The organism is Streptomyces sp. NPDC012510, from assembly GCF_042955065.1.
Taxonomy (GTDB): Bacteria; Actinomycetota; Actinomycetes; order Streptomycetales; family Streptomycetaceae; genus Streptomyces.
The window spans coordinates 448,416-465,521 of sequence record NZ_JBIBEN010000006.1 but is presented as its reverse complement, the minus strand read 5'-3'; the positions used below and the strand labels follow the sequence as shown (position 1 = coordinate 465,521).

The 17,106-nt window shown below is 69.7% G+C and carries 15 protein-coding genes; 3 read left to right on the top strand and 12 right to left on the bottom strand.

Annotation, left to right across the window (positions count from 1 at the left end; genetic code table 11):
* Positions 1–32: 32 nt before the first annotated feature.
* Positions 33–1,196, bottom strand: a complete 1,164-nt coding sequence (locus ACFY9I_RS14710; protein ID WP_391001367.1) for an adenosine deaminase — start codon at positions 1,194–1,196, stop codon at positions 33–35.
* Between the two features lie 113 nt (positions 1,197–1,309).
* Here ACFY9I_RS14710 and ACFY9I_RS14705 point away from each other — a divergent pair, with 113 nt between their 5' ends.
* The gene (locus ACFY9I_RS14705; RefSeq protein WP_391001365.1) at positions 1,310–2,080 is read left to right on the top strand and encodes a prolyl oligopeptidase family serine peptidase; all 771 of its coding nucleotides are present in this window, start codon (positions 1,310–1,312) and stop codon (positions 2,078–2,080) included.
* A 79-nt stretch (positions 2,081–2,159) separates the two neighbouring features.
* On the opposite strand, the gene ACFY9I_RS14700 is transcribed toward ACFY9I_RS14705, so the two are convergent.
* On the bottom strand, positions 2,160–3,155 hold the full coding sequence (locus tag ACFY9I_RS14700; protein ID WP_391001362.1) for a LysR substrate-binding domain-containing protein: 996 nt from the start codon (positions 3,153–3,155) through the stop codon (positions 2,160–2,162).
* Positions 3,156–3,218: 63 nt separating this feature from the next.
* On the opposite strand from ACFY9I_RS14700, the gene ACFY9I_RS14695 reads away from it, so the two are divergent.
* Both ACFY9I_RS14695 and ACFY9I_RS14690 read left to right on the top strand, forming a co-directional pair.
* Entirely contained in the window at positions 3,219–4,511 is a 1,293-nt protein-coding gene (locus ACFY9I_RS14695; RefSeq protein WP_391001360.1) for an MFS transporter, read from the top strand.
* 423 nt (positions 4,512–4,934) lie between these two features.
* Complete coding sequence (locus ACFY9I_RS14690) at positions 4,935–5,939, top strand: RNA polymerase subunit sigma-70 (RefSeq protein WP_391001357.1); 1,005 nt, start codon at positions 4,935–4,937, stop codon at positions 5,937–5,939.
* Here the strand turns inward: ACFY9I_RS14690 and ACFY9I_RS14685 are convergent.
* From ACFY9I_RS14685 to ACFY9I_RS14640, 10 genes are all read right to left on the bottom strand, one after another.
* On the bottom strand, positions 5,832–6,218 hold the full coding sequence (locus ACFY9I_RS14685; protein WP_391001353.1) for an STAS domain-containing protein: 387 nt from the start codon (positions 6,216–6,218) through the stop codon (positions 5,832–5,834). The genes ACFY9I_RS14690 and ACFY9I_RS14685 overlap by 108 nt on opposite strands.
* A gap of 31 nt (positions 6,219–6,249) precedes the next feature.
* Entirely contained in the window at positions 6,250–6,843 is a 594-nt protein-coding gene (locus ACFY9I_RS14680; protein ID WP_391001350.1) for a Uma2 family endonuclease, read from the bottom strand.
* A gap of 98 nt (positions 6,844–6,941) precedes the next feature.
* A complete protein-coding gene (locus tag ACFY9I_RS14675) occupies positions 6,942–8,225 on the bottom strand; it encodes a thymidine phosphorylase (protein ID WP_391001347.1) in 1,284 nt (427 codons plus the stop codon).
* A 73-nt stretch (positions 8,226–8,298) separates the two neighbouring features.
* The gene (locus tag ACFY9I_RS14670) at positions 8,299–8,694 is read right to left on the bottom strand and encodes a cytidine deaminase (protein ID WP_391001344.1); all 396 of its coding nucleotides are present in this window, start codon (positions 8,692–8,694) and stop codon (positions 8,299–8,301) included.
* Complete coding sequence (locus tag ACFY9I_RS14665; protein WP_391001342.1) at positions 8,691–9,965, bottom strand: ABC transporter permease; 1,275 nt, start codon at positions 9,963–9,965, stop codon at positions 8,691–8,693. The genes ACFY9I_RS14670 and ACFY9I_RS14665 overlap by 4 nt, the downstream gene beginning before the upstream one ends.
* Entirely contained in the window at positions 9,962–11,098 is a 1,137-nt protein-coding gene (locus ACFY9I_RS14660) for an ABC transporter permease (protein WP_391001340.1), read from the bottom strand. Before ACFY9I_RS14660 ends, ACFY9I_RS14665 begins: the two co-directional genes overlap by 4 nt.
* Positions 11,098–12,669 carry an ATP-binding cassette domain-containing protein gene (locus ACFY9I_RS14655; protein WP_391001337.1) on the bottom strand — a complete coding sequence of 524 codons (1,572 nt, stop codon included), beginning with the start codon at positions 12,667–12,669 and terminating at the stop codon, positions 11,098–11,100. The genes ACFY9I_RS14660 and ACFY9I_RS14655 overlap by 1 nt, the downstream gene beginning before the upstream one ends.
* Positions 12,670–12,920: 251 nt before the next feature.
* Positions 12,921–13,973, bottom strand: coding sequence for a BMP family ABC transporter substrate-binding protein (locus ACFY9I_RS14650; protein ID WP_391001335.1), 1,053 nt, complete (start codon positions 13,971–13,973; stop codon positions 12,921–12,923).
* 342 nt (positions 13,974–14,315) lie between these two features.
* Entirely contained in the window at positions 14,316–15,371 is a 1,056-nt protein-coding gene (locus ACFY9I_RS14645) for a BMP family ABC transporter substrate-binding protein (RefSeq protein ID WP_391001333.1), read from the bottom strand.
* A gap of 301 nt (positions 15,372–15,672) precedes the next feature.
* Complete coding sequence (locus tag ACFY9I_RS14640) at positions 15,673–16,926, bottom strand: amidohydrolase (RefSeq protein ID WP_391001330.1); 1,254 nt, start codon at positions 16,924–16,926, stop codon at positions 15,673–15,675.
* Positions 16,927–17,106 lie beyond the last annotated feature (180 nt).

Here is a 17,106-nt window from a genome sequence, read left to right as displayed (position 1 = left end):
CCGTCCGCGTGACCGCTTCCCGAGACCGCCATTCAGCTCTTTTCTGCTGCGGAACCGCTGGTGGAGGCCGTTTGCCGGAACAGCCATTCGGATTTCAACTCGGCGTACCCGGGCTTGATCACGTCATTGATCATGGCTAGTCGTTCATCGAAAGGAATGAATGCTGACTTCATAGCATTGACCGAGAACCACTGCATGTCGTCGAGCGTGTAGCCGAAAGCGTCGACAAGGTGCTCGAATTCGCGGCTCATGCTGGTGTGGGACATCAGCCGGTTGTCGGTGTTCACGGTGGCCCGGAAGTGCAGCCGCCGCAGCAGCCCGATGGGGTGCTCGGCGTAGGAACGGGCGGCGCCCGTCTGGAGGTTGGAGCTGGGACACAGCTCCAGCGGGATGCGCTTGTCACGGACGTAGGAGGCGAGGCGGCCGAGCTTCACGGAGCCGTCCTCGTGGACCTGGATGTCGTCGATGATGCGGACACCGTGGCCGAGCCGGTCGGCGCCGCACCACTGCAACGCCTGCCAGATGGAGGGGAGTCCGAAGGCCTCACCGGCGTGGATGGTGAAGTGGTTGTTCTCGCGCTTGAGGAACTCGAAGGCGTCGAGGTGCCGGGTGGGCGGGTAGCCGGCCTCGGCGCCGGCGATGTCGAAGCCGACCACGCCCAGGTCGCGGTAGCGGTTGGCGAGTTCGGCGATCTCCAGGGCGCGGGCGGCGTGCCGCATGGCGGTGAGGAGGGCGCCGACCCGGATGCGCCGGCCGTCGGCCTTGGCCCGCCGCTCGCCCGCCCGGAAGCCCTCGTTGACGGCCTCGACGACCTCTTCGAGGGTGAGGCCGCCGTCGAGGTGCTGCTCGGGCGCGTAGCGGACCTCGGCGTAGACGACGCCGTCGGCGGCGAGGTCCTCGGCGCACTCGGCGGCGACACGGAAGAGCGCGTCACGGGTCTGCATGACGCCGACGGTGTGGGAGAAGGTCTCCAAGTACCGTTCCAGGGAACCGGAGTCGGCGGCCTCGCGGAACCAGACGCCGAGCCGGGCCGGGTCCGTTTCCGGGAGTTGGGCGTACCCGCCGGCGCGGGCGAGTTCGACGATGGTTCCGGGACGCAGGCCGCCGTCGAGGTGGTCGTGCAGCAGAACCTTGGGCGCCCGGCGGATCTGGTCCGGATCCGGGGTGGTACCGGTCGGGTCGGTCTGGTTCGTCATTTTCGCACGATATAGCCTACGCGCGTAGAACGCTCGTACGGCAACGCCGTCGATACCCAACGGTGACCCACAGGACGGGTGGCGTACACCATCTCTTCTGACACTGTTCTGTCATGGCGCAGCAAGCAATGCCGGTCCGTACGCCCCGACTTGGGCGGACGATCGGACCGGAGCCGAGCACGGTCAGCGGAGTCGTCCTGCTGCTCCCGGCCGGCGACGAGGCATCCGTCCGCAGACCCTCCCCCATGATGGCCACGGCCTCCGTGCGCGCCCTCGGCCGCCGGCTCGCCCGCGCGGGCCGTACGGAGGGGCTGGCGACGCATGTCGTGCACTACCGCTACCGGGGATGGAACGGGCCGGAGGCCCGGCTCGCGCGGGACGCCGAATGGGCCGCGGACGAGGTGGTCCGGCGTTACGGGGACGTGCCGGTGTGTCTCGCCGGGCTGCACATGGGGGCGCGGGCGGCGCTGCACGCGGGCGGGCACGATGCCGTCAACTCCGTGCTGGCCCTCGCTCCCTGGCTGCCCGAGGAGGATGTGGCCGAGCCGCCCGAACCGGTGAAACAGCTGGCGGGGCGGCGGGTGATGATCGTGCACGGTACGAACGACGAGCGGGTGGATCCCGAGCTGTCGTTCCGGTTCGCGGCGCGGGCGAAGAAGACGAACCCGGACATCTGCCGGTTCGAGGTGCATGCGGATCGGCACGGGTTGCAGCAGTACCGGGACGAGGTGCATGCGTTGGCCGTGGATTTCGTGATGGGGGTGTTGTTCGGGAGGTCTTTCTCCCGGCCTGTGGAGGACGCGCTGGCCGCGCCGCCGCCGTTGGGGTTGCGTATGCCGCTGGCTTCCGGGTTCGGGGCGGCTCGCTCACGGAGGGGTGCCTGAGGTTCGTGACGCGGCCGCGGGTCAGGTGGGGCTTTTCGCGTGGTTCCGCGTGCCCCTACAGGCCTGGCTGCCGCTCTCGTCAGTCGTGGAGGAGGCGGCCCCTCCTCGACAGCAGGAACTTTTTGAAGGCGGCCACCGGGGGTGTGTCCGGGTGGCCGTCCAGCCAGGCCACGCCGATTTCCCTGGCCGCCCTCGGAGCCGTCACCGTCAGCTCCACGACCCCGGGCCTGGGGACGGCCGGGGGCGGAAGGAGAGCCACCCCCAGTCCCGCCGCCACCAGGCCCCGCAGCGTCTCCGCCTCCTCCCCCTCGAAGGCGACACGGGGTTTGAAACCGGCTTCCTTGCAGAGGTCGTCGGTGATGCGGCGCATTCCGTAGCCGGGTTCGAGGGTGACGAAGGTTTCGTCGGCGGCCTCGGCGAGGCGGACGCGTTTACGGGCGGCGAGACGGTGGTCGGCGGGGACGACCAGGCGGAGCTTCTGTTCGTCGAGGCGGCGGGCCACCAGGTCGGGGGCGTCGGGGACGGGGGACGTGAGGCAGAGGTCCAGTTCGCCGGCGCGCAGGCGTTCGAGCATGGCCTCGCCGTAGTTCTGGACGAGGCTGAAGCGGACGCGGGGGTGTTCGGCGCGGAAGGCCTGGAGGAGGCCGGGGACGGTCTCGGCGCCCATGGTGTGCAGGAAGCCGAAGGCGACCTTGCCGGTGGCGGGGTCGGCGTCGGCGCGGACCTCGTCGGCGGCGCGCTCGATGTCGGCGAGGGCACGCTCGACGGAGGCGTGGAAGGTACGGCCGGCGTGGGTGAGGGAGACCGTGCGCCCCCGACGGGCGAACAGGTCCACGCCCAGGTCCTGTTCGAGCCGGACCATGGCGCGCGACAGGGTCGACTGCGGGACCTGCATCTCCTGCGCGGCGCGGGTGACGTGCTCGGTACGGGCGACGCCGGCGAAGTAGGCGAGCCGGGGGGCCAGGCGCAGGACGATGTCCTCGATGGCCTCCTCGTCATCGATGGCACGGCCACCGACTTGTTTTGTGTCACTGGACTGTGACAGACGCGCCTCTGACCTCTGCTGATGCATCACAGGAACGATTATGGCGGTTCCATGCATTGGACGGATGAGTGGCGCCGTACGTAATTTCGAGGCATGCCTTCCGTCAGTACCCAGGCGTCCACCACCGTGGGCGCCGCCTCGGCCGTCGCCCCTTCCACCTCCTCCTCGTCCACCGTCGATTCCCGGGTGGCCCCGGGCGGTCCCGGCTACCGCCGGATGAGCCTGGCGCTGTTCCTCGCGGGGGTCGCCACCTTCGCCCTGCTCTACTCCACCCAGGCTCTGCTGCCGCTGATCTCGGACGGCTTCGCGAGCACGGCGAGCGCGGCGAGCTGGACGGTGTCGGCGGCGACCGGTGCGCTGGCGCTGTTCGTGCTGCCGATGAGCGCGCTGTCGGAGCGGTTCGGGCGGCGGACGGTGATGACGGCGTCGCTGACGGTCGCGGTGGCGGTCGGGCTGCTGATCCCCTTCGCGCCCTCGCTGGGGGCGCTGGTGGTGCTGCGGGCCGTGCAGGGGGCGGCGCTCGCCGGTGTGCCCGCGTCGGCCACGGCCTATCTCGCCGAGGAGGTGCGGCCCAAGGCGCTCATCACCGCGATCGGGCTCTTCGTCGCAGGCAACAGCGTCGGCGGTATGAGCGGGCGCGTCGTCACCGGGTGGGTCGCCCAGGAGTGGGGCTGGCGGGTCGCGCTCGGGGTGCTCGGGGTGATCGCGGTGGGGTGCGCGGTGGCCTTCCGCATGCTGCTGCCGGCGCCGAGGCACTTCATGGCGGGGTCGCTGCGGCCTCGTGTGCTCGGTCGTACGGTTCGGACGCACCTCGGTAACCCGCTGCTGCGCCGGCTGTACGCGATCGGGGCGTTGTTCATGACCGTGTTCGGCGGTGTCTACACCGTCATCGGTTATCGGCTGACCGACGCTCCGTTCTCCCTTCCGCAGGGAGTCATCGGGTCGATCTTCCTGGTGTACCTGGTGGGCACGGTGTCGGCGTCCACCGCGGGCAGGCTGGTCGGGCGACTGGGGCGGCGCGGCGCGCTGTACCTCGCGGGCGGTACGACGACCGCCGGTCTGCTGGTGTCGCTGGCCGACTCGCTCCCGCTGGTCCTGCTCGGCCTCGTTCTCATCACCGCCGGGTTCTTCGCGGGGCACGCGGTGGCTTCGTCGGCCGTCAGCCACACGGCGAAGGAGGGGCGGGCGCAGGCCTCGGCGCTGTACCAGTCGGCGTACTACGCGGGGTCCAGCGCGGGCAGCACGCTCGGGGCGATCGCCTTCCACACGGGCGGCTGGGTCGCGACCGTCTCCCTCGGGCTGCTGGCGGTGGCGGGCGTCGTGACCATCACCCTCGTGGGTACGCGTGCGGCCCGCGCCGAGCGCCGGTTGGCGACGGCGTACTGAGGCCTTCGCCGAGCGCCGGTCGGCGAAGGCGTACCGAGGCCTTCGCCGAGCGCCGTCCCGCGCAGTCGGCCCGTGGCTCGGGCGGCGCGGCGCGGTAGACCGGCCGGGTGGATGGGGCAGCGGGTGGCGCGTCCCCTGGCCGTCTCCGTGCGCGACACGGCGCTCCGTCCGGCCCCGTCGCGCCTGACCGTCCGGCCAACCGACCCCGTCGCGCCTGACCGTCGGGCCGTCCTGCGCCATGCCAACTGGGTGCCGCCGAGCCTGTGAAGGCCTGACGCCCACGGGCGAGGGGCCTGCACCCGACCGCCTCTGACCTGCGCTTCCTTCCGCTCGCCGGGCCATTGTCAGTGGGCTGCGGTAGCTTCCGAAGTGTTGGCGCGCAAGGGCGCGTGTGACGGAGTGAGCCACAGGGGTGGGTTGGCCATGAGCGACGGTACGGCGACGGTGGACCTGGACGTCCGGCTTGAGCAGCACCGGGTCGAGTTGACCGGGTACTGCTATCGGATGCTCGGGTCGTCCTTCGAGGCGGAGGACGCCGTGCAGGACACGATGATCCGCGCCTGGCGGAGTTTCGAGAAGTTCGAGGGCCGCTCCAGCCTCCGGTCGTGGCTCTACCGCATCGCGACGAACGTCTGCCTGGACATGCTGACCGCCGGGAACAAGCGGGCCCGGCCCATGGATCTCACCGAGTCCACCCCTCTCGCCCAGGCCGCCCTCGCCCCGCGCCCGGACAACACCTGGCTGGAGCCGGTGCCGGACGCCCGTGTGCTGCCGACGACCGCCGACCCGGCGGAGGCCGCCGTGGCGAAGGAGACCGTGCGGCTGGCGTTCGTGGCGGCGCTGCAGAAGCTGCCGTCCAAGCAGCGAGCGGTGCTGATCCTGCGCGAGGTGCTGGCGTGGAAGGCGAGTGAGGTCGCCGAGTTGCTGGACACCTCGGTCGCCTCGGTGAACAGCGCGCTGCAGCGGGCCCGCGCGACCCTCGCGGAGAGTAACGGGGACGCGGCGGAGGCCGATGTCTCCGACCCGCTGGACGAGGAGCAGCAGAAACTCCTGGAGCGCTATGTAGCCGCCTTCGAGGGGTACGACATGGCGGCGCTGACGGCCCTGCTGCACGAGGACGCGGTCATGACGATGCCGCCGTTCGACCTGTGGCTGACCGGGACGAGCGACATCACCGGGTTCATGACCACCCTCGGCGCCCCCTGTGCCGGCTCGCACCTGGTGCCGGTCGCGGTGAACGGTCTGCCGGGCTTCGCGCAGTACAAGCCGGACCCGGAGAAGGGCGGCTTCAGCGCGTGGGCCGTGCAGGTGCTGGAGATATCAGAGAGCCGGATCACCGGATTCCACTGCTTCCTCGACACCGCCCGCTGGTTCCCCCTCTTCGACCTGCCCCTCCACATCGAAGGAAAGCCCGACCAGGTCCAGTAGCGCGTGGAGCGCCGGGTCGGGGTCCCGCAGTCGTATGCGGCCCCCGGCCCTCCGCGCGGCGAGCTGCAGCCGGGCCAGGGCGTCGATGGCGCCGAGGCCGGGCGGCCCGATCCCGGCGACGTCGCACACCACGACGCCGCCCCCCGTCCCCTCCAGTCGCGCGCGCACCTCGGCACAGAGCCGAGGCACCTCGTCCCGGGTGAGGGGGCCTAGCAGTACGAGTACGGCGGGTGTCGTCGCGTCCACGATCGGTAGACCGGGCGCGGTCACGCAATTCATCGGTCTCCGAGGGCACCCTCGTACCGCCGACCTACTTGGCGGGGAACACGCCTGTGTCGAGCGACAACGCGAAGGGCTCGGGGAGTTCGATCGCGTCACCGAACTTACCCGCGCGCAGGACGCGGTAGACGTCGCCTTTCGGCTCCCCGTACAGGGTGACCGTGGGACCGCCCGGGGCCCAGCCGTCGATGAGCAGGTACAGCGGTACGCCCGCCTGCGCATAGCCCGCCGCCTTCTTGATCCGGTCGTTGCTCGCGTTGGACTTCGAGGTGATCTCTACGACCAGTTCGGCGGCGGCTGCGGGGATGTAGTTGCCTTCCTCGGCGTCCAGCACTCCTTCGGGAGCGACGGCGAGGTCAGGAATGTAAAGCCCGTCGCGAGACGGTACGGCTGTACCCAACGTCTGATAAATACCCCAGCCCTCAGGAATCGCCTGGTACAACCGACGCTGCACCTTGTCAGCGATCTTGTTGTGGGCGTTGGACGGCGGTGGTGCCACGGTGACGATCCCCTCGATGATCTCCACCTTGCAGCCCTCGGGGGCGTCCGTCTCCTGCCAGATTCGGACGAGGTCGTCCCACTCGTGGCCACTGGCCGTCGTGTGGTCGACGGTGAGTGCGCTCATGGCGGTTCTCTCCAATCGGTGCGTCACCGACTACAGCATGCCGAACGGGACCGGCGCGGGTCCACCGATCCCGTTCACCCGAATGGGAAACCACCAGGTCAGGCGATGCGTTCCAGCACCACGGGCGGCGCGGTGAACTCCGTGCCCGGGGCCGCGATGTCGTACGACCCGCGCACGGCCTCCAGGGCGTAGGCGAAGCGTTCGGGTGTGTCGGTGTGCAGCGTCAGCAGGGGCTGGCCCTCCCTCACCGAGTCGCCGGGCTTGGCGTGCATCTCGACACCCGCGGCGGCCTGGACCGGGTCCTCCTTACGGGCTCGGCCCGCCCCGAGGCGCCACGCCGCTATACCGATGTCGTACGCGTCGAGGCGGGTCAGGACGCCGGAGGCCCCGGCCTTCACCACGTGCTGCTCGCGGGAGGTGGGCAGTTCGGCGTCCGGGTCGCCGCCCTGGGCCGCGATCATGCGGCGCCAGGCGTCCATCGCCGAGCCGTCGGCCAGCGCCTTCGCCGGGTCGGCGGCCTTCACCCCGGCCGCGTCGAGCATCTCGCGGGCCAGGGCAATGGTCAGCTCGACGACGTCCGCCGGGCCGCCGCCCGCCAGGACCTCGACCGACTCGCGGACCTCCAGGGCGTTGCCGGCGGTGAGACCGAGGGGGGTCGACATGTCCGTCAGAAGCGCGACCGTCTTCACACCGTGGTCGGTGCCCAGGCCCACCATCGTCGACGCCAGTTCCCTCGCGTCCTCCATGGTCTTCATGAAGGCGCCGGTGCCGACCTTCACGTCCAGGACCAGGGAGCCCGTACCCTCCGCGATCTTCTTCGACATGATGGAGGAGGCGATCAGCGGTATGGCCTCCACCGTTCCCGTGACGTCCCGAAGCGCGTACAGCTTCTTGTCGGCGGGGGCCAGACCGTCGCCCGCGGCGCAGATGACCGCGCCGACCTCGTCGAGGACGTGCAGCATCTCCTCGTTGGAGAGCAGGGCGCGCCAGCCGGGGATCGACTCCAGCTTGTCGAGGGTGCCGCCCGTGTGGCCGAGGCCCCGGCCGGAGAGCTGGGGGACGGCCGCGCCGCAGGCGGCGACCAGGGGCGCGAGCGGGAGGGTGATCTTGTCGCCGACTCCGCCGGTGGAGTGCTTGTCGGCGGTCGGGCGGGACAGGGACGAGAAGTCCATGCGCTCGCCGGAGGCGATCATCGCGGCCGTCCAGCGGGCGATCTCGCGGCGGTCCATGCCGTTGAGGAGGATCGCCATGTTGAGGGCGGCCATCTGGTAGTCGGCGACCTCGCCGCGGGTGTACGCGTCGATGACCCAGTCGATCTGCTCGTCGCTGAGCTCGCCGCGGTCCCGCTTGGCGCGGATGACGGAGATGGCGTCCATGGCCATGGCTGGCTGTCCTTCCGGAGTCTGGAAAGTGCGCGGCCCCTCCGACCGTTCGTCAGGAGGGGCCGCACTGTGGTCACTTGGTGAGATGGTCCGGGCCGAAGGCCTGGGGCAGCATCTCCGACAGGGGCAGGATCCCCGCCGGGGTCTCCAGCAGCAGATCCGGGCCGCCGAACTCGTACAGCAACTGTCGGCAGCGGCCGCACGGGACGAGGATCTCGCCCCGGCCGTCCACGCAGGTGAAGTGGGTGAGACGGCCGCCGCCCGTGCGGTGCAGCTCCGAGACCAGTCCGCACTCGGCGCACAGGCCGAGGCCGTACGAGGCGTTCTCGACGTTGCAGCCGGAGATCGTCCGGCCGTCGTCGACGAGGGCGGCGACGCCGACCGGGTAGCCCGAGTAGGGGGCGTACGCGTGGGACATGGCGTCCCGTGCCACGGCCCGCAACTCGGCCCAGTCGACGACGGCGGTCACTTGCCCTGTCCCTTCCGGTACGGCAGGCCGTCCGCCTTCGGCATCCGCAGCCGCTGGGCGGAGAGCGCGAGGACGATCAGTGTGATGACGTACGGCGTGGCGGCGACGACCTGGTTGGGGACCTCGTTGGTGACGGCGTACCAGGTGAGGACGAGGGCTCCGACGACGGCGGTGATCGCGGCACCGACGTACTTCTTGCGGACGGCCATCCAGATGGCGCCGATGAGCAGGAGAAGCGCGCCGAGCAGGAGCAGTGCGTGGACGTTCTCGGAGCCGCCGCGCAGGTTGAGGCTGTCGGTGTAGCCGAAGAGGCCGGCGCCGAGGGCGAGGCCGCCCGGCATCCAGTTGCCGAAGATCATCGCGGCGAGGCCGATGAAGCCGCGGCCACCGGTCTGGCCCTCCAGGTAGAAGGGGTTGGCGACGATGGAGAGGAAGGCGCCGCCGAGACCGGCCAGACCACCGGAGATGATCACGGCCAGGTACTTGTACTTGTAGACGTTGACGCCGAGGGACTCGGCGGCGACCGGGTTCTCACCGCAGGAGCGCAGGCGCAGACCGAAGGCGGTGCGCCACAGGATCCACCAGGTGGCGGGGATCAGCGCGACCGCGAGAAGGGTCAGCCAGGAGACGTTGGTGACGAGGCCGCCGAGCAGGCCGGCGATGTCGGAGACGAAGAACCAGCCCTTGGCGTTGAGGTCCCGCAGTGCGTCGGAGAGTCCTGGCACCGTGAAGTCGCCGAGGGACTCCACCGGCGGGGACTGCTTGGCCGAGCCGCCCTGGTGGCCCACGAAGGCGAGGGGGGCGAGGTAGCGGGTGGCGCCGAGGGCGAGGATGTTGATGGCCACACCGGAGACGATGTGGTTGACGTTGAAGGTGATGGTGACGAAGGCGTGCAGCAGTCCGCCGATCGCGCCACCGGCGATGCCGACGAGGACACCGGTCCACGGGCCCCACTGGAAGCCGGCCCAGGCGCCGAACCAGGTGCCGAGGATCATCATGCCTTCGAGGCCGATGTTGACGACGCCCGCGCGCTCGGCCCACAGACCGCCGAGGCCGGCCAGGCCGATCGGGACGGCCAGCTCCAGCGCGGTGGACATCTGGCTGACGTTGGTGATGCCGTCGGCGCCGGTGATGATGCGGACGACCGAGGTGAGTGCCAGGACGCCGGCGATGACCAGCAGCAGCACGGGCAGCGACAGCTTGCGGCCGGTCGGGGAGGCCGGCTGGAGCGACGGCTGGTTGACGTCGGTCGCGGTGGTGCTCGTGGTCATCGGCCCGCCACCTCCTTCTTGACGTTGTTGTTGTCCGAGCCGTCCGCACCGAGGACGTTGCCCGCGGCGAGCTCGGCGCCGACCCGGCGCTGCTGGCGGCGCAGACCCCACTCGCGGACGGTCTCGTAGGAGACGACGACCGAGAGCACGATCAGGCCCTGCATGATGACCGCGATCTCCTTGTCGTAGCCGTGGAAGTCCAGCTCCGGAGAGGCCTTGTCGAGCCAGGCCCACAGCAGGGCGGCGAAGGCGATGCCGACCGGACCGTTACGGCCGAGCAGCGCGATGCCGATGCCGAGGAAGCCGATGCCGGTGGGGAAGTTGAGGCTGTAGGTGTGGGTGTCGCCGAGCAGGATCGGCAGGCCGGCGAGGCCCGCGACACCGCCGGAGATCAGCATGGCGGTGAGGATCATGCGCTTGGGGTCGACACCGCTGGCCGCGGCGGCCGACTCCGAGGCACCGGAGGCGCGCAGGTCGAAGCCGAAGCGGGTGCGGTTGATCACGATCCAGTAGCCGACACCGAGGAGGACGGCGAGGAGGACCAGGCCGTAGATCTCGCCGGCCTTGCCCATGTCGATGCCGGGGACCCAGCCGGACTCGGCCATCTCACCGGTGGTGTTGTTGTTGCCGACCTTGACGCCGAAGACGTTCGGGAGCCAGAGGTAGCCGATGACGGAGGTCGCGATCGCGTTGAGCATGATCGAGGCCACGACCTCGCTGACGCCCCGGGTGACCTTGAGGACACCGATGATGCCCGCCCAGAACGCGCCGGTGAGGATCGCGGTGAGCATCAGCAGCGGGATCTGCAGGGCGGCCGGCAGGTCCATGTGGGCGCCGACGATGGCGGTGATCATGGCGCCGAGGAGGTACTGGCCGTCGACACCGATGTTGAACAGGTTCATCCGGAAGCCGATGGCCACCGCGAGGGCCGCGATGTAGTACAGCGAGGCCTGGTTGATGATCCGGACCTGGATGTCGGAGAACGAGGCCTGCTCGAACATGATCGAGAACGGCTCGACCGGGTTCTTGCCGGAGACCAGCAGCACGATCGCGGTCAGCGCGAAGGCCACGGCGAGCGCGAGGACCGGTCCGGCCACCGCGAGGAGCACGCGCTCCCTGTCGAACTTCTTCATCAGCGGGCCTCGTCTTCCGGGGCGTCCTGGGACTTCGAGAGACGCTCCGAGGGGGTCTCTTCGTGTTCGAGGTGACCGGTGGCGGCGCCGGTCATGGCCGAGCCCAGTTCCTCGGGGGTGATGGTGGCCGGGTCGGCGTCGGCGACCAGCTTGCCGTTGTAGATCACCCGGAGGGTGTCGGACAGGCCGATCAGCTCGTCGAGGTCGGCGGAGATCAGCAGCACGGCCAGGCCCTCACGACGGGCCTCGCGGATCTGGTCCCAGATCTGGGCCTGCGCACCGACGTCCACACCACGGGTGGGGTGGGCGGCGATCAGGAAACGCGGCTTGTGGCTCATCTCGCGGCCGACGATCAGCTTCTGCTGGTTGCCACCCGAGAGGGAGGCGGCGGTGACGTCGATGCCGGGGGTGCGGACGTCGTACTCCTCGACGATCCGGCGGGTGTCCTCCTGGGCGGCCTTCGGGTCGAGCCAGACTCCCTTGGCGTTGGGCCGCTCGGTCACATGGCCGAGGATACGGTTCTCCCAGAGGGGGGCCTCCAGGAGCAGACCGTGCCGGTGGCGGTCCTCGGGGATGTAGCCGACGCCCTGCTCACGGCGCTTGCGGGTGGCCCAAGTGGTGATCTCCTCGTCGGCGAGCGAGATCGTGCCGGAGTCGGCATGCTTGAGGCCGATCAGCGCGTCGACCAGTTCGGTCTGGCCGTTGCCCTCTACACCGGCGAGACCCAGGACCTCGCCCGCGTGGATGGTGAAGGAGATGTCGTCGAGCAGCGCCTTGCCGCCGGCCGCCTCCAGCCGGAGTTCCCTGACGCTCAGGACGGGGCGGTCGGTGACCGTGGACTCGGCCGTCTCCGGGGTGGGCAGTTCGCTGCCGACCATCAGCTCGGCGAGCTGGCGCGGGGTGGTCTCGGCGGGGACGGCCGTACCGACCGTCGTGCCGCGCCGGATGACGGTGATCTCGTCGGCGACGGACAGCACCTCGCCCAGCTTGTGCGAGATGAAGATGACCGCTAGGCCCTGCGCCTTGAGTTCGCGCAGGTTGGCGAAGAGGGAGTCGACCTCCTGCGGCACCAGGACGGCGGTCGGCTCGTCGAGGATGAGGGTGCGGGCGCCCCGGTAGAGGACCTTGAGGATCTCCACGCGCTGGCGCTCGGCGACACCCAGCTCCTCGACCAGGACGTCCGGGCGCACACCGAAGCCGTACCGCTCGGAGATCTCCTTGATCTTGCGCCGGGCCTTGGCGCCGATGCCGTGGAGCTTCTCGCTGCCGAGGACCACGTTCTCCAGGACCGTGAGGTTGTCGGCGAGCATGAAGTGCTGGTGGACCATGCCGATGCCGCGCGCGATGGCGTCGGCCGGGGAGGAGAAGGTGACCTGTTCGCCGTCGACCGCGATGGTGCCCTCGTCCGGCTTCTGCATGCCGTAGAGGATCTTCATCAGGGTCGACTTGCCGGCGCCGTTCTCCCCGACGAGGGCGTGGACGGTGCCCTTGCGGACGGTGAGGTGGATGTCGTGGTTGGCCACCACGCCGGGGAATCGCTTGGTGATCCCGGCGAGTTCGACGGCGGTCACCGATTCGTTGACCGCCGCGTCGGCCGGAGGGCTGCTGGACGCGTTGATGGCGCACTCTCCTGGGAAAGGGGGTCGTCTACGCGCGTAGCGCCCCTACGGCATCGAAAGCGGGCGACGCCCTGGACAACGGGGTACAGGGAGCCATGCTCCCCGTACCCCGTTGAGCGCACGTGACCCCGCGGTTACTGGTGACTCCGGTGGTGCCTGAACACCCCCGGAGTCACCCGGCTGCTCGTGGTGGTGGAGCCGGGTCAGCTCGTCTTGACCTTGATCTCGCCGCTGATGATCTTCTCCTTGGCCGTGGCGATGGCCTCCTGGAGCTCGGAGTCGCTCTTGAACTTCGGGTTGGAGTCGGCGAGGCCGACCTCGCCGGACTTCAGATCGCCCCTGACGATACCGGTCTCGGGCTTGCCGTCCTCGACCGACTGCGCCAGGTTGTACACCGCCTTGGCGACGTCCTTCGTCGCCGAGGTCAGGATGAAGTCCTTGTACTTCGCGAGGGCTTCCTGCTTGTACTGGTCGGAGTCGACGCCGATCGCCCAGATCTGGTCGACGGAGGCCGCCTCGATCACGCCCTGGCCGGACAGACCGGCCGCCGCGTAGATGACGTCGGCCTTCTTCTCGATCTGGCCCTCGGCGGCCGACTTGCCCTTGTCGGGGCTGGAGAAGCCACCCTCCTCGGCCGTCTGGGTCAGGTACTGGGTGAGGACCTCGGCCTTGGGGTTGGTGTCCTTGACACCCTGCTCGAAGCCCGCCTGGAACTTGTGGATCAGCGGGATGTCCACACCACCCACGAAGCCGACCGTGTTGGTCTTGGTGGCCTTGGCGGCCGCGACACCGGCGAGGTACGAGGCCTGCTCCTCGGAGAAGACCAGGTCCGCGACGTTCTTCAACTGGACCGTGGAGTCGTCCACGATGCCGAAGGTGGTGTCCGGGTACTGCTCGGCCGCGGCCTTCACGGCCGTCGCGTACGCGTAGCCGACGCCGATGACCGGGTTGTAGCCCTGCTTGGCCAGGGAGACCAGGCGCTGCTCCTTGTCGGCATCCGTCTCGCCCTCGTTGGGCTCGATGTCGGCGGTCGTGTACTTGAACTCCTTCTTCGCCTTCTCCAGACCCGCGTACGCGGCGTCGTTGAAGGACTGGTCACCCTTGCCGCCGACGTCGTACGCGATGGCGAGACCCTTGTCACCCTTGGAGTCGGCGGAGGAGGACGCCTCCGTCGAGGTGCCGCCACAGGCGGAGAGGGCGAGTGCAAGGGAGGCGGTCGCTGCGCCTGCGACCGCGATGCGGGAAACCCGGCGCATGTTGTGGTGCTCCTGTCGTACAGCGCCGGGGGTTACTGATCAGTAGTGCTTCACAGCGTCGGCGCCCTATATGGCTTTCGCCGCAGAGTAACGCGCGTAGACCCTCCGGGTGAAGCCCGGTGGACCACGTTGTTATGGGGCCGTGTCGCAATGGTGCCCGGGGGCGGCGTGGAGGGTGGAGGCCGGGGTGGGGCCCGGGATTCGGCTGCGGGTACGTTGTGGCTGGTCGCGCGGTTCCCCGCGCCCCTGAACGGCATGAGCCTCGTCCGGCTGAAAAGCGAAGCGGGCGGGTGTGCACATGTGCACACCCGCCCGCTGTCGGCTCTCCTCGCGGATCTGGACCTACTCGGTCTTCACCTTGATCGTGCCGTTGATGATCTCTTCCTTGGCCTTGGCGACCGCGTCGGTGAGGCCGGCGATCTCACCCATCTTCGGGTTGGAGTCGGCGAGACCCACGCCGTCGACCTTCAGGTCGAAGGTCTGGACGCCCTTGAGGGGCTTGTCGTCCTCGACGGACTTTGCGAGGGCGTAGACCGCGCCGCCGACGTCCTTGAGGGCGGAGGTGAGGATGAAGTCCTTGTAGGGGGCGAGAGCCTCCTGCTGGTACTGGTCGGAGTCGACGCCGATCGCCCAGACCTTGGCCGTGGCGGCGGCCTCGATGACGCCCTGGCCGGAGAGACCGGCCGCCTGGTAGACGACGTCGGCCTTCTTCTCGATCTGGCCCTCGGCGGCGGCCTTGCCCTTGTCGGGGCTGGAGAAGCCACCCTCCTCGGCCGTCTGGGTCAGGTACTGCGAGATGACCTTGACCTTGCCGCCGCTGGTGTCCTGGACACCCTGCTTGTAGCCGGCCTCGAACTTGTGGATCAGCGGGATGTCCACACCGCCCACGAAGCCGACGGTGTTGGTCTTGGTGGCCTTGGCGGCCGCGACACCGGCGAGGTACGAGGCCTCCTGCTCGGCGAAGACGAGGGACGCGACGTTGTCGCCCTCGACGACCGAGTCGACGATGCCGAAGGTGGTGTCCGGGTAGTCCTTGGCCACGGCCTCCATCGCGGGGCCGTAGGCGAAGCCGACGCCGATGACGGGGTCGTAGCCCTGCTTGGCCAGCGAGGCCAGGCGCTGCTCCTTGTCCGCGTCCGTCTCGCCCTCGTTGGGCTCGATGTCGGCGGTCGTGTACTTGAACTCCTTCTTCGCCTTCTCCAGGCCCGCGTACGCGGCGTCGTTGAAGGACTGGTCGCCCTTGCCGCCGATGTCGTACGCGATCGCGAGGCCCTTGGTGCCCTTGGTGGTCTCGCCGTCGCTGCCGCTCTCGCTGCTGGTGCCACCACAGGCGGTCGCGGCGAGCGCCAGCGACGCGACCCCCACCGCGACGCGGGTCAGTTTGGAAATCCGACGCATCTTGAAGTTCCCCATCTTCTCCAAAGCCCCGCAGTGTGGGTGCTCAGTTCGGCGCACATTAACGCGCGTAGACACTCCTGGGAACGGGGTTCCGACTGGCCGTTATCCATTCGTGCCGGTGGCCGTTACGCCCTCGTGAACCGGGGGATCGAAGGGGACGTGTCGGGCACGGCGCTTTTCCTGCCCCTGGCCTTCCGCGTGCGGGGGGTGACTTCAGCGTGTAGGTGCGCGCGCCGTACGGGTTCGTACGACACGCGCACCAGGCTGCCGCGAGGGTGGGCGGGGCGCAACCGGAGCGGGACTACCCGACGGCCGCGTCCAGGACCCGCATGCGGGCGTCCAGCAGGGCCGCGGCGGTGAAGAGCTCGACGCCCACGGTGATGGCGTGCTCATCGGCGTCGAAGTCGCCCTGGTGGAGGTCGCGGACGGTGAGGTCGCCCGGGCGGCGGACGCCGAGGCGGGCCATGGCGCCCGGGACGTGCTCCAGGTACCAGGAGAAGTCCTCACCGCCGAGGCTCTGCTCGGTGTCCTCGATGGACTTGACCCCTCGGCGGGCGGCCATGGAGTCGTGGAGCAGCTCGGTGACGACGGGGTCGTTGACGACCGGCGGGACGCCCCGGATGTAGTTGATCTCGGGCTTGGCGCGGTGCATGACCGCGACCTCCTGGACCGCCTCGTTGATGAGGTCGGGTGCCTGCCGCCAGGCGTTGATGTCCAGGCAGCGAACGGTGCCGGAGAGCTCCGCATGCTGCGGGATCACGTTCGGGGCGTGGCCCGAGTCGATGCGGCCCCAGGTGACGACGAGGCCGGCGCGGGCGTCGAACCGGCGGCCGACCAGCGCGGGCACGTCCGTGACGACACGGGCGGCGGCGGTGACGAGGTCGGTGGTGAGGTGCGGACGCGCGGTGTGGCCGCCGGGCCCGTCCAGGGAGAGCTCCAGCCGGTCGCAGGCCGAGGTGATGGGGCCGTGGCGCAGTCCGATGAGGCCGGCGTCGACCCTCGGGTCGCAGTGCACGGCGATGATCCGGCCGACGCCGTCGAGCGCGCCGGTCCTGATCACGTCGGCGGCGCCGCCCGGCAGGACCTCCTCGGCGGGCTGGAAGATCAGCCGGACGGGGCGGGGCAGCTGGCCCTGTCGGTGCAGGTCGGCGAGGACGAGGCCGGCGCCGAGGACGACGGTGGTGTGCACGTCGTGGCCGCAGGCGTGGGCGCGGTCCGGGACGGTGGAGCGGTAGTCGCAGTCCACCTTGGTGTCCGGGATGGGCAGGGCGTCGATGTCGGCGCGCAGGGCGAGCGCGGACTGGTCGGTGCCGTTCCAGTCGCCGATGTCGCAGATGAGTCCGGTTCCGCTGTCGAGCACACGCGGTCGGAGCCCTGCCTTCTCCAGGCGGGCCTTGATCGCGGCGGTCGTACGGAACTCCTGGTTGCCGAGCTCCGGGTGCATGTGCAAGTCGCGGCGGAACGCGACGAGTTCGGCACGCAGTGCTTCCGGCAGGGTGCCGGGGAGCGACGCTTCGGCTTCCCCTGGCAGATCGGCCTCGGACTCTCGGGACATCAGTTGGTTCACCCTCTGAAGGGTAGGGCGATCGAGCGACCTTCTAACCCTCGATCAACAAAAAATCAGCCCGTAAGGGGAAGTTTTCCGGTCGCACAACGCATACGTATTGGCACGGATGGGTATACCCGTCCGCCTTCGGGACGGGTGGGACCTCGGAGACGGGACACACGCCACGCC

Coding starts and splice junctions, on each gene's coding strand:
- ACFY9I_RS14680 (WP_391001350.1), bottom strand. CDS start 6,843: ATGAGCGCACTCACCGTCGACCACACGACGGCCAGTGGCCACGAGTGG.
- ACFY9I_RS14665 (WP_391001342.1), bottom strand. CDS start 9,965: ATGACCACGAGCACCACCGCGACCGACGTCAACCAGCCGTCGCTCCAG.
- ACFY9I_RS14675 (WP_391001347.1), bottom strand. CDS start 8,225: ATGGCCATGGACGCCATCTCCGTCATCCGCGCCAAGCGGGACCGCGGC.
- ACFY9I_RS14640 (WP_391001330.1), bottom strand. CDS start 16,926: ATGTCCCGAGAGTCCGAGGCCGATCTGCCAGGGGAAGCCGAAGCGTCG.
- ACFY9I_RS14650 (WP_391001335.1), bottom strand. CDS start 13,973: ATGCGCCGGGTTTCCCGCATCGCGGTCGCAGGCGCAGCGACCGCCTCC.
- ACFY9I_RS14685 (WP_391001353.1), bottom strand. CDS start 6,218: ATGAATTGCGTGACCGCGCCCGGTCTACCGATCGTGGACGCGACGACA.
- ACFY9I_RS14705 (WP_391001365.1), top strand. CDS start 1,310: ATGGCGCAGCAAGCAATGCCGGTCCGTACGCCCCGACTTGGGCGGACG.
- ACFY9I_RS14645 (WP_391001333.1), bottom strand. CDS start 15,371: ATGCGTCGGATTTCCAAACTGACCCGCGTCGCGGTGGGGGTCGCGTCG.
- ACFY9I_RS14690 (WP_391001357.1), top strand. CDS start 4,935: ATGAGCGACGGTACGGCGACGGTGGACCTGGACGTCCGGCTTGAGCAG.
- ACFY9I_RS14660 (WP_391001340.1), bottom strand. CDS start 11,098: ATGAAGAAGTTCGACAGGGAGCGCGTGCTCCTCGCGGTGGCCGGACCG.
- ACFY9I_RS14695 (WP_391001360.1), top strand. CDS start 3,219: ATGCCTTCCGTCAGTACCCAGGCGTCCACCACCGTGGGCGCCGCCTCG.
- ACFY9I_RS14710 (WP_391001367.1), bottom strand. CDS start 1,196: ATGACGAACCAGACCGACCCGACCGGTACCACCCCGGATCCGGACCAG.